Source organism: Thioclava sp. F42-5 (genome assembly GCF_002213195.1).
GTDB classification, from domain to species: domain Bacteria; phylum Pseudomonadota; class Alphaproteobacteria; order Rhodobacterales; family Rhodobacteraceae; genus Thioclava; species Thioclava nitratireducens.
The window spans coordinates 156,611-171,501 of record NZ_NBNZ01000004.1 but is presented as its reverse complement, the minus strand read 5'-3'; the positions used below and the strand labels follow the sequence as shown (position 1 = coordinate 171,501).

General features: G+C 62.0%; 14 protein-coding genes. 13 read left to right on the top strand and 1 reads right to left on the bottom strand.

Annotated features, from left to right (window positions below; genetic code table 11):
- The first annotated feature begins 33 nt into the window (after positions 1-33).
- The 3 genes from topA to B6V74_RS12420 all read left to right on the top strand — a co-directional run bounded on the left by topA (position 34) and on the right by B6V74_RS12420 (position 4,160).
- A complete protein-coding gene (topA, locus tag B6V74_RS12430; protein WP_088722943.1) occupies positions 34-2,637 on the top strand; it encodes a type I DNA topoisomerase in 2,604 nt (867 codons plus the stop codon).
- 185 nt (positions 2,638-2,822) lie between these two features.
- Positions 2,823-3,527: a CoA transferase subunit A gene (locus tag B6V74_RS12425; RefSeq protein WP_088720366.1), complete on the top strand. Its 705-nt coding sequence runs from the start codon at positions 2,823-2,825 to the stop codon at positions 3,525-3,527.
- Positions 3,528-3,530: 3 nt separating this feature from the next.
- The gene (locus B6V74_RS12420; RefSeq protein ID WP_075775901.1) at positions 3,531-4,160 is read left to right on the top strand and encodes a CoA transferase subunit B; all 630 of its coding nucleotides are present in this window, start codon (positions 3,531-3,533) and stop codon (positions 4,158-4,160) included.
- Positions 4,161-4,195: 35 nt separating this feature from the next.
- Here the strand turns inward: B6V74_RS12420 and B6V74_RS12415 are convergent, their stop codons facing one another.
- Positions 4,196-5,086, bottom strand: a complete 891-nt coding sequence (locus B6V74_RS12415; protein ID WP_240497100.1) for a lytic transglycosylase domain-containing protein — start codon at positions 5,084-5,086, stop codon at positions 4,196-4,198.
- Positions 5,087-5,442: 356 nt separating this feature from the next.
- On the opposite strand from B6V74_RS12415, the gene B6V74_RS12410 reads away from it, so the two are divergent.
- From B6V74_RS12410 to B6V74_RS12365, 10 genes are all read left to right on the top strand, one after another.
- A complete protein-coding gene (locus B6V74_RS12410) occupies positions 5,443-5,676 on the top strand; it encodes a hypothetical protein (RefSeq protein ID WP_168173062.1) in 234 nt (77 codons plus the stop codon).
- 175 nt (positions 5,677-5,851) lie between these two features.
- Positions 5,852-6,064 (top strand): hypothetical protein, encoded by a 213-nt coding sequence (locus tag B6V74_RS12405; protein WP_088722942.1) that lies wholly within the window; start codon positions 5,852-5,854, stop codon positions 6,062-6,064.
- A 114-nt stretch (positions 6,065-6,178) separates the two neighbouring features.
- The gene (gene cpaB, locus B6V74_RS12400; protein ID WP_088722941.1) at positions 6,179-7,048 is read left to right on the top strand and encodes a Flp pilus assembly protein CpaB; all 870 of its coding nucleotides are present in this window, start codon (positions 6,179-6,181) and stop codon (positions 7,046-7,048) included.
- Positions 7,049-7,258: 210 nt separating this feature from the next.
- Complete coding sequence (locus B6V74_RS12395) at positions 7,259-8,650, top strand: type II and III secretion system protein family protein (RefSeq protein ID WP_088720370.1); 1,392 nt, start codon at positions 7,259-7,261, stop codon at positions 8,648-8,650.
- Positions 8,651-8,667: 17 nt separating this feature from the next.
- On the top strand, positions 8,668-9,315 hold the full coding sequence (locus B6V74_RS12390; protein WP_075776016.1) for an OmpA family protein: 648 nt from the start codon (positions 8,668-8,670) through the stop codon (positions 9,313-9,315).
- A 262-nt stretch (positions 9,316-9,577) separates the two neighbouring features.
- Complete coding sequence (locus B6V74_RS12385) at positions 9,578-10,846, top strand: AAA family ATPase (RefSeq protein WP_075775897.1); 1,269 nt, start codon at positions 9,578-9,580, stop codon at positions 10,844-10,846.
- A gap of 19 nt (positions 10,847-10,865) precedes the next feature.
- A complete protein-coding gene (locus tag B6V74_RS12380) occupies positions 10,866-12,323 on the top strand; it encodes a CpaF family protein (RefSeq protein WP_075775896.1) in 1,458 nt (485 codons plus the stop codon).
- Positions 12,324-12,335: 12 nt separating this feature from the next.
- On the top strand, positions 12,336-13,295 hold the full coding sequence (locus tag B6V74_RS12375; protein WP_075775895.1) for a type II secretion system F family protein: 960 nt from the start codon (positions 12,336-12,338) through the stop codon (positions 13,293-13,295).
- Positions 13,296-13,305: 10 nt separating this feature from the next.
- Positions 13,306-14,313, top strand: coding sequence for a type II secretion system F family protein (locus tag B6V74_RS12370; protein ID WP_075775894.1), 1,008 nt, complete (start codon positions 13,306-13,308; stop codon positions 14,311-14,313).
- Positions 14,314-14,317: 4 nt separating this feature from the next.
- Positions 14,318-14,887, top strand: coding sequence for a tetratricopeptide repeat protein (locus B6V74_RS12365; protein ID WP_088720374.1), 570 nt, complete (start codon positions 14,318-14,320; stop codon positions 14,885-14,887).
- Positions 14,888-14,891: the final 4 nt, after the last annotated feature.

Here is a 14,891-nt window from a genome sequence, read left to right as displayed (position 1 = left end):
CCAGACCCTTTAGCGCTGAATAGTGAGGACCTTATGGCCGTTGTCGTCGTCGAATCCCCTGCCAAGGCCAAGACGATCAACAAGTATCTAGGGTCCGATTACACCGTTCTCGCCTCCTTCGGTCACGTCCGCGATCTGCCTCCGAAAGACGGTTCGGTCGATCCCGAGCACGATTTCGAGATGAAATGGGAAGTCGCAAGCGACTCGAAAAAGCACATCAAGGCGATCACCGACGCGCTGAAAGATGACGACACGCTGATCCTCGCAACCGACCCCGATCGCGAAGGCGAAGCCATCTCGTGGCATCTGCAGGAAGCGCTGGAGAAGAAGCTCAAGGGCAAGAACGTCTCCCGCGTCACCTTCAACGCGATCACCAAGACCGCAATCCAAGAAGCCATGAAGCATCCGCGCGATGTCGATGCCCCACTGGTGGAGGCCTATCTCGCCCGCCGCGCACTCGATTACCTCGTGGGCTTCAACCTCTCGCCGGTTCTCTGGCGCAAGCTGCCCGGCGCGAAATCGGCGGGCCGTGTCCAGTCGGTTTGCCTGCGCCTCATCGTCGAGCGCGAGATGGAGATCGAAGCCTTCAAACCGCGTGAATACTGGACGGTGAAGGTGATCCTGACGACGCCGCGCGGTCAGGAATACGAAGCGCGCCTGTCGGTTCTCGGCGGCAAGAAGCTCGAGAAATATGACCTCGAGAACGAGACCGCAGCCGAGATGGCGGTGCAGGCGATCACCTCGCGCGATCTCAGTGTGACCTCGGTCGAGGCGAAGCCCGCCAACCGCAACCCCTACCCGCCCTTCATGACCTCGACGCTGCAGCAGGAAGCCAGCCGCAAGTTCGGCTTCGGTGCGCGCGCCACGATGTCGGCGGCGCAGCGTCTCTACGAGGCGGGGCACATCACCTATATGCGGACCGACGGCATCGACATGGCCCCCGAGGCGGTGATGCAGGCGCGCGATGCGATCAAGGACAAGTTCGGCGACAGCTACGTCCCGAAAAGCCCGCGCATGTACAAGAACAAGGCGAAGAACGCGCAGGAAGCGCACGAATGTATCCGCCCCACGGATATGTCGAAATCGCCCGACAAGCTGAAGCTCTCCGACGATCAGTGGAAGCTGTATGATCTGATCTGGAAACGCACGATCGCGTCGCAGATGGAAGCGGCCCGGTTCGAGCGGACGACCGTTCTCGTCGGCTCCGGCGACGAACAGGTAGAATTGCGCGCGACAGGCTCCGTCGTTGTGTTCGACGGCTTCCTGAAAGTCTACGATCAGGGCCGCGACGACGATGAGGGCGAGGACAGCAACCGTCTGCCGCAGATCCACGAGGGCGAAGAGGCGAAGAAGGGCAACATCACGCCCGAGCAGCACTTCACCCAACCGCCGCCGCGCTACACCGAGGCGACCTTGGTCAAGCGGATGGAAGAGCTCGGCATCGGGCGCCCCTCCACCTATGCCTCGATTGTCACGACGATTCAGGATCGCGGCTATGTCCGCAAGGACAAGAATCGCCTGATCCCGGAAGATACCGGGCGCTTGGTGACGGCCTTCCTGTCGAACTACTTCAAGCGCTACGTGGAATACGATTTCACCGCCGATCTGGAAGATCAGCTCGACGATATCTCCGCAGGCGATCGCGACTATAAGGAAGTGCTCAAGCGCTTCTGGCGCGATTTCTCGGCAGCGTTGGAAGAGACGTCGGAGCTGCGGATCTCGGAAGTGCTCGACAAGATCGACGAGGTTCTGGCGCCGCATCTCTATCCGCCGCGCCCCGACGGGTCGGACCCGCGCATCTGCCCGCTTTGCGGCAGTGGCAAGCTGCACCTGAAGACCGCGCGTTCCGGCGGGGCCTTCATCGGCTGCGGCAACTATCCCGAATGTCGTTTCACCCGGCCTCTGTCGGCGCCCGATGGCGACGATGAGGTTCAGGCACTCGACGGCAAGGTGCTGGGCTATGACGAGGAGCAGGCGATCACGCTGCGTGTGGGTCGTTTCGGCCCTTACGTCCAGAAGGGCGAACCGACCGAGGATGTGCCGAAACCCCCTCGCGCTTCGCTGCCCAAGGGCTGGAAACCCGAGGAAATCGACCTCGAAAAGGCGCTGCTGCTCTTGAGCCTGCCGCGCGAGATCGGCCCGCACCCCGAGGACGGCGAGTTGGTCGAAGCCGGGATCGGCCGCTACGGGCCCTACGTCAAGAAAGGCCGCATCTACGCGAACCTGCCGGAAGTGGACGAGGTGTTCACCATCGGCATGAACCGCGCCGTGGAAGTGATCGCCCAGAAAGCCGCCAAGGGCGGGCGCGGTGCCGCCGCGAAACCGCTCAAGGAGTTGGGCGAACACCCCGAGGGCGGCCCGATCGCGGTCATGCCGGGGCGCTACGGGCCGTACGTCAAATGGGGCAAGATCAACGCGACCCTGCCGAAAGAGCTTGAGCCCGAAGCCGTCACGCTCGAAGACGCGCTTCCGCTGATCGAGGCGAAGGCGGCCAAGAAGGGCGGCACGAAGAAGAAAGCCGCGCCTAAAAAAACGACCGCGAAGAAGTCTGCGGCCAAGAAACCGACCGCCAAGAAGACCGCCGCGAAGAAACCCGCGGCGAAAAAGACCGCGGCCAAGAAGACCGACGAGGAGTGAGGCGCCCGCGCCCACGTCGTCTTTATAAAAATATCCCGGGGAAGCGCGACAGCGCGGGGGCAGAGCCCCCTCCCGGCGCGCTCGCGCGCGAAGTTGACCCCAACACACCACCCTCGCCGCATCGCAGCAATTGACTCCCCTCCGCCCCGGCGTCATCTTCACGCGCATATGAGCGGAGGATATCCATGAACAAGATTTACGGTTCCGCGAAGGAGGCTCTCGACGGGCTTCTCTTCGACGGAATGCTGATCGCGGCAGGCGGCTTCGGCCTCTGCGGCATCCCTGAAATGCTGATCGACGCGCTGGTCGAGAGCAAGGTCAAGGACATCACCGTCGCGTCGAACAATTGCGGCGTGGACGGGTTCGGCCTCGGCAAGCTGCTCGACACGAAGCAGATCAAGAAGATGATGTCGTCTTACGTGGGCGAGAACGCCGAGTTCATGCGCCAGTATCTGAGCGGCGAACTCGAGCTGGAATTCAACCCGCAGGGCACTCTGGCAGAGCGCATGCGCGCCGCCGGCCACGGCATCCCCGGCTTCTACACCAAGACCGGCTACGGCACCCAGATCGCCGAAGGCAAAGAGGTGAAGGTGTTCAACGGCGAGCACTACATCCTCGAAGAGGGCATCTTCGCTGACGTCTCCATTGTGAAGGCGTGGAAAGCGGATGAGACTGGCAACGCTGTGTTCCGCAAGACGGCCCGCAACTTCAACCCACCGGCGGCGATGTGCGGCAAGGTCTGCGTGATGGAAGTCGAAGAGATCGTGCCCGTGGGCTCGCTCGACCCCGACTGCATCCACCTGCCCGGCATCTACGTGCACCGCCTGATCCAGGGCGAACATGAGAAGCGCATCGAGAAAGTCACCACCCGCGAAAAGAAGGAGGCCTGACCCATGGCATGGGATAGAAATCAGATGGCCGCCCGCGCGGCGCAGGAGCTTGAAGACGGCACCTATGTGAACCTCGGCATCGGCATCCCGACGCTGGTCCCGAACTTCATCCCCGAGGGCGTGCACGTCACGCTGCAATCGGAGAACGGCATGCTGGGCATGGGCCCCTTCCCCTATGAGGGCGAAGAGGATCCCGACCTGATCAACGCTGGCAAGCAGACGATCACCGAACTGCCCAACACGGTCTATTTCGACAGCGCGATGAGCTTTGGGATGATCCGTGGCGGCAAGATCGCGATGGCGATCCTCGGCGCGATGGAAGTGGCCGAGAATGGCGATCTGGCGAACTGGATGATCCCCGGCAAGCTGGTGAAGGGCATGGGCGGCGCGATGGACCTCGTGGCGGGCGTGAAGCGAGTCATCGTCGTGATGGATCACACCAACAAGCATGGCGACAGCAAACTGCTGAAGGAATGCACCCTGCCGCTGACCGGCACCGGCGTCGTCAACCGCATCATCACCAATCTCGGTGTCCTCGATGTGGTCGAGGGCGGACTGAAGATCGTCGAATGCGCCGAGGGCGTCACCGAGGACGAGATCCGCGAAGCGACCGAGGCGACGATCGTCAACTGATCGCCTCCATAGGTTAGATACGGAAAGAGCGGCCTTCAGGGGCCGCTCTTTGCCATTTGGGTGACCCGGAAAACGCAACCGTCGCTCACCAGCTGCGGGCGCGTCGCACAGAGCCCCCGCGCCACGTTCCACGCCGCCAGCACCTTGGGCACGTAGTCGCGCGTCTCCGCATAGGGCGGCACGCCGTCATTGCGCTTCACCGCGTTCTCGCCCGCGTTGTAGGCGGCGATGACCATCAGCGGATCGCGGTCGAATTCCTTCATCAGCCAGTCGAGATAGCTCACCCCGCCCGCGATGTTCTGCGCCGGGTCCTTGCTGTCTTCGACGTCGAACCGCTCGGCGGTCGCTGGGATCAGCTGCATCAGCCCCACGGCCCCTGCATGGCTTTGCGCGTCATGCCGCCCGCCCGATTCCACCGCGATCATCGCCAGCACCAGCGCTGGCGAGACCTCGGTCCCGATGGTCGAACGCAGGATATCGGTGCCATGCGCCCGTGCGATCTTCGCCAGATCGTTGAGCCGCGGCTCGCGCACCCGCGTACCTTTCGGCCCTTGCGAAAGAGCGGAAATCGCCTGATCGAACCGCCCCGCTCGCTTGCCCAGACGCGGCGAGACCTTGTTCCAATACCACGCGTAATGCGCCGGCACGCGCGGCGTCGGCGTAGAGGCCGGAGCCTCGCCCGTCGCGCTGTCGTCCGCGGGAGGCGCCGTTTCCGGCTCCCAGGGCTGCTTCGCCATCGCGGCAAGCTGGCGCTTCTGTTCCTCGGGATCGATCTGGATGGTGATGAAGCGTTTGGTGCCCGGCGCGGGCGGTTTGACCGTCTTGGGCTTCACGCTCTTGAAGAGGGGGGCTGCGGGCTCGGCCCCCACGGGCGCGACCACGGCCACCATCGCACTGCAGAGAATCCCTGCGAAAACCTTGCGCATCTGCGCCACCTGCTCACTGCCTCGCGCGGCTCTCGAGGGCCGCTTTGGCCCGACTATCCCTGAAAACCCAGAAAAATTCCAGAAAATCCGCCCCTTTGAGTCCCACGAATCGCGGTGTGATGACCGGAATCCTGACGCAAAATGCAAATGTTCCAAAAAATTTGGATTTTTATTTCATTATTTCACAATGGGTTAGATTGCGCGTCAGCCTAAATTTCCATTTTCGCGAAATCGCCTGCGATGCGCCCAAATCGCGCCACGTTCCGGAGGCCATATGTCCCCATACCGCGAGACGGAAACCGGCACGGACGCCAACCGGGACCGCGGGGCAGAGACAAAACCTTAGGAGAGACACCATGATGAAATTCTTCAAACTCAAGAAGTTCCACGACGAAGAAGACGGCGCTGTGACCGTTGACTGGGTTGTGCTGACCGCTGCCGTCGTCGGCCTCGGCGCCGCTGCGCTGGCTCTGGTCCGCACCCAGACGGGCGTGCTTACCGGCAAAATCGCCACCTATCTGAACGGCGCAGAGGTCACGGAGACCTTTACCGATGCAGAGGTTGCTGCGGGCGCCGGCGTCACCCCGTAACCGCACCGACCAGCACCTAATGTTAGGCCGCTCTCGGGAGCGGCCTAACATCTTAAAGCAAGTACTCTTGTAGTGAATTCGCAGCAAAGAGCCAGCACGAGCGGCACGGTCGCGCAAGAACAAAACCGCGCCCTTCAACCAAGATCACCTGAGAAATGTGATGTAAGGACGTTCGATGTTTCGAGAAAAATTCGCAAATATAGTTCGAGCTGAAGATGGTGCGGTTACGGTCGACTGGGTTGTCCTTACTGCATCAATCGTGTCGCTCGGTTTCATGGCAGCGGTGTTAATCTGGGACAAAACCGGGGGAGCCTCGCGCAACATTTCCCAGTACATCAGTACGCAAGAAGTAGTAACAACATTCGGCGAAAGCGAACTCGGAAAATGAAGGCCGGTTTTCTTGCTCGCGTCCACTCCACGCCAACGTTTCGCCACCTTTGCGAGCAATAAAGCGACTCTCGGCGCGGTATTGTGGCCGATTTGAAAACAGAAGGATGCTCCAATGCGACTGATCTTTGTTCTCTTCCTCGTTGCAGGCGTCGGCCTCGCAGGCGTGGCGGTCATGATGGCTCAAGGTCAAATTGCTCAGTTCCAGGCCGAACGGGACCAGTTGGTCGCTATGCAGAAGGATGCACCCAAGCTCGCCGACGTCGTCGTTGTGCGGAAAGAGCTGAAATACGGTGAGCATTTTGGCCCCAAAGACCTCGCCACCATCAAGATGCAAGCCAACGCGGTGCCGAAAAACGCCTTTACTGTGATCACCGCGAAGCAAGGCACGCCGGAAGCGGCACGTGCTGCGTTCCTGGAGGGAGAAACCCGTGATCGGGCGTCGATGCGCGCGCTTACTCCCGGAGAAATGCTGCTCGCCTCGCGTGTCACCCAACCGGGCGAGAACGCCGGCATCATGGCGAGCCTCCCGGACGGTCGTCGCGCGTTCACTATCCAAGTTTCGTCGACTTCGGCAGTTTCGGGCTTCCTGCGTCCGGGAGATTTTGTCGATGTCTACTGGTCCGGCTCAATCAACGGCGAACCCGTCACGAAGCTGATCGACAGCAACCTGAAACTGATCGCGATCGACCAGAGCACCGATCCCGACCGCACCAGCGCGACCCAGATCGCGCGCTCGGTCACGGCAGAAGTCAGCCCCGAGCAGGTCGCGGCCCTGACGCTCGCGCAGAACACCGGTCGCCTGACCCTTTCGCTCGTCGGCTTGGAGAACAGCGCGCAACTCGGCCAGATCGAAATCAACCGCGATGAGCTGCTTGGCATCAAGAAAGAAGAAGTCAAACAGGTCGAAAAAGCGCAGGTTTGCACGATCAAGACCCGCAAGGGCACGGAAGTCATCGAGACGCCGATCCCCTGCACGAATTAAATAAATGACAAATATCAGTCGCTTGCGCGGGGCTCTACGGGGCCCCGCTTTCATATGTGACACGTTTTCCACATCAAGAACGACGCTCAATCCATTGATTCTTGCAAAAAAACAGGTCTTGCCGCATTCTTTCCCGCAATAATGGACCATAACAGTCCCTAAGCAGGCAGAAGATTTGCGAGTGGCGTGATCGGAGAGGCAGGGTCACAGATGAAATTTAGAACTTTGATGCAGGCCTGCCTATGTGGCATGGCGTTGAGCATCGCGGCGATGGGCCCGGTGCAGGCAGACACGTTGCGGATCATGTCCGGCGCCACTCAAGCGCCGCTGACCGTTCCGCTCAACCGTGCGGTGGTCGTGGAAAGCGACACGCCGTTCTCGGAACTCTCGATCGCCAACCCTGGCATCGCGGACATCCAGACCCTTTCGGACCGCTCGATCTATGTGCTCGGCAAGGTTCCGGGCCGGACAACGCTGACGATCCTCGGCGCTGACGGCAAGCTGATCTCCAATGTCGACGTTCAGGTGACCCCGGACCTCGCGGAGTTCAAGGAACGCCTCAAGCAGATTCTGCCCGGCGAAAACATCCAGGTCCGCACCGCGAATGACGGTATCGTGCTGTCGGGCACTGTTTCCTCGGCACAGAAACTCAGCCGCGCGTTGGAACTGGCCAATCGCTACGCGCCCGACCGGGTGTCGAACCTGATGATGGTGGGCGGTACGCAGCAGGTGATGCTGAAAGTGCGCTTCGCAGAGATGCAGCGCTCGGTCGCGAAAAGCCTCAGCTCCTCGATCAATGCCAGCCTCGGTCCGAACGGAGGCTTGGGCGCGGGGGCTGGCTTCGGGGGCACCACAACGACCGCCTCGAACGCTGCCTCGCAGAGCTACGAGAACGGGATCGGCATCGGCCTGACCCGAGGGACCTTCCAGCTGGGCGTTCTCATTCAGGCGCTTGAGAACAAAGGCGTGGTTCGCACCCTTGCGGAACCCAACCTCACCGCGCTTTCCGGTCAGTCCGCGGATTTCCTCGCCGGTGGCGAATACCCGATCCCGGTGCTCAACAACGGTGACGTCTCGATCCAGTACAAGCCCTTCGGCGTCGAGATGTCTTTCACCCCGCGCGTCGTCGATGGTGACGTTATCAACCTCGAAATCGCCGCCTCTGTCTCCTCGATCGACACGGCGAACGGTTACACGAGCGGGACCTTCAACGTCAGCGCCTTCAAGAAGCGCTCGACCTCGACCACCGTCGAGATGCGCGACGGCGAGAGTTTCGCGATCGCGGGTCTGCTGCAGGACGACTTCAACGATTCCGTGGGGCAGATCCCGTGGCTCGGCGATGTGCCGGTGCTCGGCGCGCTGTTCCGTTCGACCGAGTTCGAACGCAAGCAGTCCGAACTGGTGATCATCGTCACGCCGCATCTGGTCTCGCCCGTGAAGGGCGACACGCTGGTGCTGCCGACGGATCGCCTGAAGCCGCCAACCGAGTCCGAGCTTTTCCTCAACGGCAGAACCTCGGGCGGTCGAGCACCGCAGAAGGGTCCTGCCGCGGAAGTCGCCAAGCAGGACTTCTCCGGGTCCTATGGCTATGTGATGGAGTGAGCGAGATGGCTGGGAACATGAAACTGCGCACCCTCGCGATCACCGTCGGAACCGTGGCTCTGCTGGCGGGCTGCTCCGAAGGCACCAAGGTCTTCAACTCCGAGGTCGGCTCGACCACGGAAGGCTCCCTCGGATTCGGCTCCGCGATCGCGCAGAACCAGGCGATGATGAGCGGCAATCAAAGCTACGTCATCAACATGACGCGCAAATTTGCCGCCGACGTGCCGAACACGGTGCATTTCGCCTTCAACTCCTCGGTGCTCGATGCGCAGGCGCGCAATGCGCTGCTGATGCAGGCGAACTGGATCCGGCAGAACCCGGAGGTACGCTTCCGGGTCTATGGGCATACCGACCTCGTAGGCTCCGACGCCTATAACAAGGCCTTGGGGATGCGACGCGCCCGCGCGGTGGTGAATTTCCTCGTGTCGCAAGGCATCTCCCGCGCGCGGCTGGAGGCGGTCGTTTCCTTCGGCGAAACGCATCCGCTTGTCTACACGCAGGCTCCGAACGCGCAGAATCGCCGCACCGTCACCGAGGTCTCCGGCTTCGTGACCAAGGGCCGGCCTATGCTGCTCGACGGAAAATACGCGGCGGTAATCTATCGCGACTATATCGCCTCGGCGACAGCCGGCGGCGGCAACAACAATAGCGGCGGCGGCAACTAAGCCACTGAATTCGCTCACCTTGTCGCAACATTTCGGCAAATGAGACCCATAGACGGCGGGCGCTTTCAACAAAGCCCGCCGTTTTTCTTTATCGTCTCTCAATATCCCACAATTGAAACAGTCTGGCCCCAATGTCGCCCAGATTAGAAACGAGATTGAGCCTCGACGGAATAGGCGCGTCCAGCGAGTCGCGTCCGGTCCGCGGCGCAGCAACAGAGTTAACCGAACCGCGCCACGGGTCACGAAAAAGAGGACAGAGGCAATGACTGCAGCAGCTATCATGACTTCGGAGCCGGCCCCGATCCAGGCGTGCACCGTGTCCCGCGATGTGTCGAATTTCGATCTGCTGATCGAGGATATGGAAACCGAGCTCGGCGAAAGCTGGGGCGATCTGACCTTCGATGAAGCGGTCATCTTCCTCGGCCAGCCCGACGCGGAACAGCTCGAGTTCATCGCGATCGCCGTCAATGGCGAAGACGAGGACGAGCTGACCAAGATTTCCGGCATCATCACCGAGGCGAAGGACCGCAACATCCGCGTCATCCTGATCGCCGATGAGGTCAGCCCGATCGCGCTGCATCAACTGTTGCGGCTCGGCGCGGATGATTTCGTCCCCTACCCGCTTCCCGAAGGCGCGCTGCACGACGCGATCGAGCGTCTTGGCCAAGCCGCCCCGCCGGTCGAAGCCGCGCCCCCCGTCCACGCGCCGACCTTTGCGGCGACCGGCAACCACGATGGTGTCGTCCTCCCGGTTCACGGCCTGTCCGGTGGCGTCGGTGCAAGCACCTTCGCGGTGAACCTCGCCTGGGAAATGGCGACGATCCACGACGGTAAAAAGAAGAAGAAAGCCCCGTCGACCTCGCCGAAAGTCTGCCTGCTCGACCTCGACCTGCAATTCGGCGCCGCCGCGACTTATCTCGACCTGCCGCGCCGCGAGGTGATCTACGAAATGCTCGCCGATACCGAGCATATGGACAAAGAGACCTTCCGACAGGCGATGCTCAGCTTCAACGACAAGCTCGACGTGCTGACCGCGCCGACCGACATGCTGCCGCTGGACCTTCTGAGCGGCGACGATCTGGAGCGCCTGATCGACATGGCGCGGGCACATTACGATTTCGTCGTGATCGACATGCCCTCGACCGTGGTCAGCTGGACCGAGACGGTACTGAACAAGGCCCATCTCTACTTCGCGCTGATCGAGCTGGACATGCGCTCGGCCCAGAACGTGCTGCGGATGCAGCGGGCGCTGAAGTCCGAGGGGCTGCCGACCGAGAAGCTGCGTTACGTGCTCAATCGCGCGCCGAAATTCACCGATCTCAACGGCAAGGCCCGCGTGAAGCGACTGGCCGAGAGCCTCGATATCTCGCTCGAGCTGCTGATGAGCGATGGCGGCAAGCAGATCACTCAGGCCAACGATCACGGGCTGCCACTGGCGCTCTCGGCACCGAAAGTGCCGCTACGCAAGGAATTCCAGAAGCTCGCCGGCTCGCTGGTGGAGCTGAACGAAGCCGTCGAAGCAGCCGCCTGACCCGAAAGGACACGTCCAGATGTTTTCGCGCTACAAGAAAGACGGGGCAAAGCCCACCAACGGCAAGGCCGCCCCCCCGCCGCCCGTGCCCGGTGCCGCCAAGCCGCCGCCGATCGACGCTGCGCCGAAGACGCAGGTGGTCCATCGCAAGATGGGCCCAGCGAAGGTTGCTGCCGACCCGGTGGCCGTCGACAAGGAAAAGAAACGCAAACAGCGCCTTCAGGAACTCAAGGTGGAGCTGCACAAGCGGCTGCTGGAGAACCTGAACCTCGCCGCACTTGAGCACGCCTCCGAACGCGAGCTGCGCGCCGAGATCGCCGACATCACCGCCGAGGCGATGACCGAGCTTTCGGTCGCGCTTAACGCGCAGGACCGCCAGGCGCTGCAACAAGAGCTTTACGACGAGGTCATGGGGCTCGGCCCGCTCGAGCCGCTTCTGAAGGACGACACCGTCAACGATATTCTCGTGAACGGCCCGCAGCAGATCTTCATCGAGCGCAATGGCAAGCTCGAACTGAGCGACATCACCTTCAAGGACGAACGCCACCTGCTGCGCATCATCGACAAGATCGTGTCGGCCGTGGGCCGTCGCGTCGATGAATCGAACCCTTATGTGGACGCGCGTCTCGCCGATGGCTCGCGCTTCAACGCGATGGTGCCGCCGATCGCGGTGGACGGCTCGCTCGTCTCCATTCGTAAGTTCAAGAAGGACAAGCTGGGGATTGACGATCTCGTCAGTTACGGCGCCTTCACCGAGGAAATCGCGGCCTATCTGCAAGCCGCCGTCGCGACCCGTCTCAACGTGATCGTCTCGGGCGGGACGGGTTCAGGTAAAACGACGACCCTGAACGCGCTTTCCTCATTCATCGACAACTCCGAGCGCATCCTGACGATCGAGGATACGGCGGAACTTCAGCTGCAACAGACCCATGTGGGCCGGATGGAAAGCCGCCCGCCGAACGTCGAAGGCAAGGGTGCGGTCACCCAGCGCGACTGTCTCAGGAACGCGCTGCGGATGCGTCCCGACCGGATCATCGTCGGCGAAACGCGCGGCGAGGAAGTCATCGACATGCTGCAGGCCATGAACACGGGCCACGACGGCTCGATGACCACAATTCACGCGAACTCCGCCCGCGATGGCGTGGCGCGTCTGGAGAACATGATCTCGATGTCGGGCATCGAGATGCCGATGAAGGCGATGCGCAGCCAGATCGCTTCGGCTGTGAACCTGATCGTGCAGGCCTCGCGTCTGCAGGACGGCTCGCGCCGCATGGTTTCGGTCACCGAAATCACCGGCATGGAAGGCGACGTGATCTCGATGCAGGAAGTCTTCCGCTACGAGCGTCTCGGGCTTGCCCCCGACGGCAAGATCATCGGCCGCTTCACCGCGACCGGCGTGCGCTCTCATTATTCCGATCGGTTCCGGCAATGGGGCTACGACCTGCCGGCGTCGATCTACGAACCCGTGCAGGACTAAGGACACTCCGTCATGGCGACCCCCATTATCTACCTGCTGATCTTCGTCGCGGTTCTGCTGCTCGTCGAAGGCGTCTACCTGCTGGTCTTCGGCAAATCGATCTCGCTCAACAAGCGGGTCAATCGCCGCCTCGAGATGCTCAACAAGGGCGAACGGCGCGAAGAGGTGCTGGAGCGTCTGCGCAAGGAAGCGTCGCAGCATAGCGACGCGCGCTCGATCCCGCTCTATTCGCTGCTGGCAGACAAGGCGCAGAAGGGCAACATCGCGTTCTCGCCGATGGCGCTGATCGGCATCATGGCCTTCGCCTGCTTCGCCGCCTTCATGGCACTCACGCTGAGCTCGGATGCCGGCATTTTCATCCGCATCTTCCTCGCGCTGTTCATGGGCGTGGGCGGCGTTTATTTCTGGGTCAACTCGAAGGCCAAGAAACGCATGGCCCTGATGGAGGAGCAGCTACCCGACGCGGTGGAACTGATGGTGCGCTCGCTTCGCGTCGGTCACCCCCTGCCCTCCGCGATCCAGGCGGTCGCGCGCGAGATCCCCGATCCGCTGGGCACCGAATTCGGCATCATCGCCGACGAGGCGGCCTACGGTCGCAACGTGGCCGAGGCGATCTCGGAAATGGCTGAACGGCTCGACATGCAGGATCTGCGCTTCCTCGCGGTCGCCGTGTCGATCCAGCAGACCTCGGGCGGGAACCTCGCAGAGGTTCTCGACGGTCTGTCCAAGGTGATCCGCTCACGCTTCCGGCTGTTCCGCAGGGTGAAAGCGATTACCGCGGAGCCGCGCTGGTCGGGCATCTTCCTCTCGGCCTTCCCCGTCGTGGTGATGGTGATCATTCAGGTCGTCTCGCCCGACTATTACGACGAGGTCAAAACGACCGCCGCCTTCATTCCGGCCGCGATCGTGGTGTTCCTGCTGCTCGGCGCCAACGTGATCTTCATGAAGGTCATGACAACCATCAAGGTCTGAGGAGAGCCCAATGGATTTCGCTGCCATCAACCAGATGCTGATCGATGCGCTCGGGCCGATGGGTCCGATGATGGCGCTCGCAGGTCTTGGCGGGCTTCTCGTGCTCGCTGCAGTCCCCGCGCTCCTGAAGAAGCGCGAAGACCCCTTTGACAAGATCCGTGGCAATGCCCCGCGCCCGCCGCGTCAGGCACCCAGCACGAACAACGACAGCCCCAGCCAGAAGCTGCGCGACACGCAGAACGACAAACTGCAGAAATACGCGGCCTTCCTCGAACCGCAGAATGCGGAGGAACTGTCGGAGTCACGCAAATGGCTGCAATCGGCCGGCTATCGCGGTCCGAATGCGGTGCGCACCTTCCACGCGGTTCAGTTCGCGGCTGGCATTGGCCTGCTCGCGCTCGGCTCGCTCTATGTCGTGCTCTACAACTCCAGCGCGCCCGAAGGGCAGGCGATGGGGATGCTGGGCACCGTGCTCTGGGTGCTCGGGCCCGGCGGCGTGGGCTATTACGGTCCGAAATACTGGGTGAACAAGCGCGTGGCAGCGCGCACCGACGAGATGCAGAACGGCTTCCCCGATGCGCTCGACATGCTCCTCGTCTGCGTCGAGGCGGGCCAGTCCCTCGATCAGGGGATCATCCGCGTCTCGAAAGAGCTGAACAAATCCTACCCGGCACTGTCGGAAGAATTCGCGATGGTCGCGCACGAGATCAAGGCCGGTCTCGACAAGGCGACCGTGCTGCGCAATTTCGGCGAACGCTCGGGCGTGCCGGATATCGCGAGCTTCGTGACCGTGATGATTCAGTCGCAGCAATTCGGCACCTCGATCGCAGAGGCCCTGCGCCTCTATGCCGCCGACATGCGCGACAAGCGGATCATGCGCGCCGAGGAAGCCGCCAACAAGATCCCGACCAAGATGACGCTGGGCACGATGATGTTCACCGTGCCGCCGCTTCTGATCATTCTTGTTGGCCCGTCGATCCATGATATGCTTGAGAACTTCAAGAATATGGGCATTTGACGGCATGATCCCAAAGCGCCGCGGCCTGATACTGGCCGCGCTGACAGTAACCGCACTGGCCGCCTGCAACCCGGGCGGCCTTTCGGCTGAGAAACGGGGCGCTTTCGCCCCCGGCACCAAACCCGGAGCGGAGGCGGTCGACGGGCTTCTGGTCGGCCACCGGCTGATGGAAGCGGGTGAATACGAGCTTGCCCTGAAAGCCTATTACCGCGCGGCAGGCCAGCATGGCGCCACGGCGGAAATCCTCTCGGGCGTGGGCTCGGCCGACCTGAAGCTCGGGCGTCTCAACCAGGCGGAACAGATGCTGCGCCGGGCGACCGAAGCCGATCGGACCTTCGTGCCGGCGTGGAACAACCTCGGCGTCGTTCTGATGGAGCGCGGCAAATACGCCGAAGCCGCCCGCGTCTTCAAACTGGCCTTCGCGCTGGACAGTGGCCAATCGGACGCGATCAAGCAAAACCTCACGCGGGCGCTCGCAAAAATCGAGGAGCCGGGTTACGCTGCGCCACAGGACAAGCAGTTCACGCTCGTCAGGAAAGGGGTCGGTGACTACCTGCTGCTGACGAAGCACTGAGGCT

Coding starts and splice junctions, on each gene's coding strand:
- topA (WP_088722943.1), top strand. CDS start 34: ATGGCCGTTGTCGTCGTCGAATCCCCTGCCAAGGCCAAGACGATCAAC.
- B6V74_RS12425 (WP_088720366.1), top strand. CDS start 2,823: ATGAACAAGATTTACGGTTCCGCGAAGGAGGCTCTCGACGGGCTTCTC.
- B6V74_RS12420 (WP_075775901.1), top strand. CDS start 3,531: ATGGCATGGGATAGAAATCAGATGGCCGCCCGCGCGGCGCAGGAGCTT.
- B6V74_RS12415 (WP_240497100.1), bottom strand. CDS start 5,086: ATGCGCAAGGTTTTCGCAGGGATTCTCTGCAGTGCGATGGTGGCCGTG.
- B6V74_RS12410 (WP_168173062.1), top strand. CDS start 5,443: ATGATGAAATTCTTCAAACTCAAGAAGTTCCACGACGAAGAAGACGGC.
- B6V74_RS12405 (WP_088722942.1), top strand. CDS start 5,852: ATGTTTCGAGAAAAATTCGCAAATATAGTTCGAGCTGAAGATGGTGCG.
- cpaB (WP_088722941.1), top strand. CDS start 6,179: ATGCGACTGATCTTTGTTCTCTTCCTCGTTGCAGGCGTCGGCCTCGCA.
- B6V74_RS12395 (WP_088720370.1), top strand. CDS start 7,259: ATGAAATTTAGAACTTTGATGCAGGCCTGCCTATGTGGCATGGCGTTG.
- B6V74_RS12390 (WP_075776016.1), top strand. CDS start 8,668: ATGAAACTGCGCACCCTCGCGATCACCGTCGGAACCGTGGCTCTGCTG.
- B6V74_RS12385 (WP_075775897.1), top strand. CDS start 9,578: ATGACTGCAGCAGCTATCATGACTTCGGAGCCGGCCCCGATCCAGGCG.
- B6V74_RS12380 (WP_075775896.1), top strand. CDS start 10,866: ATGTTTTCGCGCTACAAGAAAGACGGGGCAAAGCCCACCAACGGCAAG.
- B6V74_RS12375 (WP_075775895.1), top strand. CDS start 12,336: ATGGCGACCCCCATTATCTACCTGCTGATCTTCGTCGCGGTTCTGCTG.
- B6V74_RS12370 (WP_075775894.1), top strand. CDS start 13,306: ATGGATTTCGCTGCCATCAACCAGATGCTGATCGATGCGCTCGGGCCG.
- B6V74_RS12365 (WP_088720374.1), top strand. CDS start 14,318: ATGATCCCAAAGCGCCGCGGCCTGATACTGGCCGCGCTGACAGTAACC.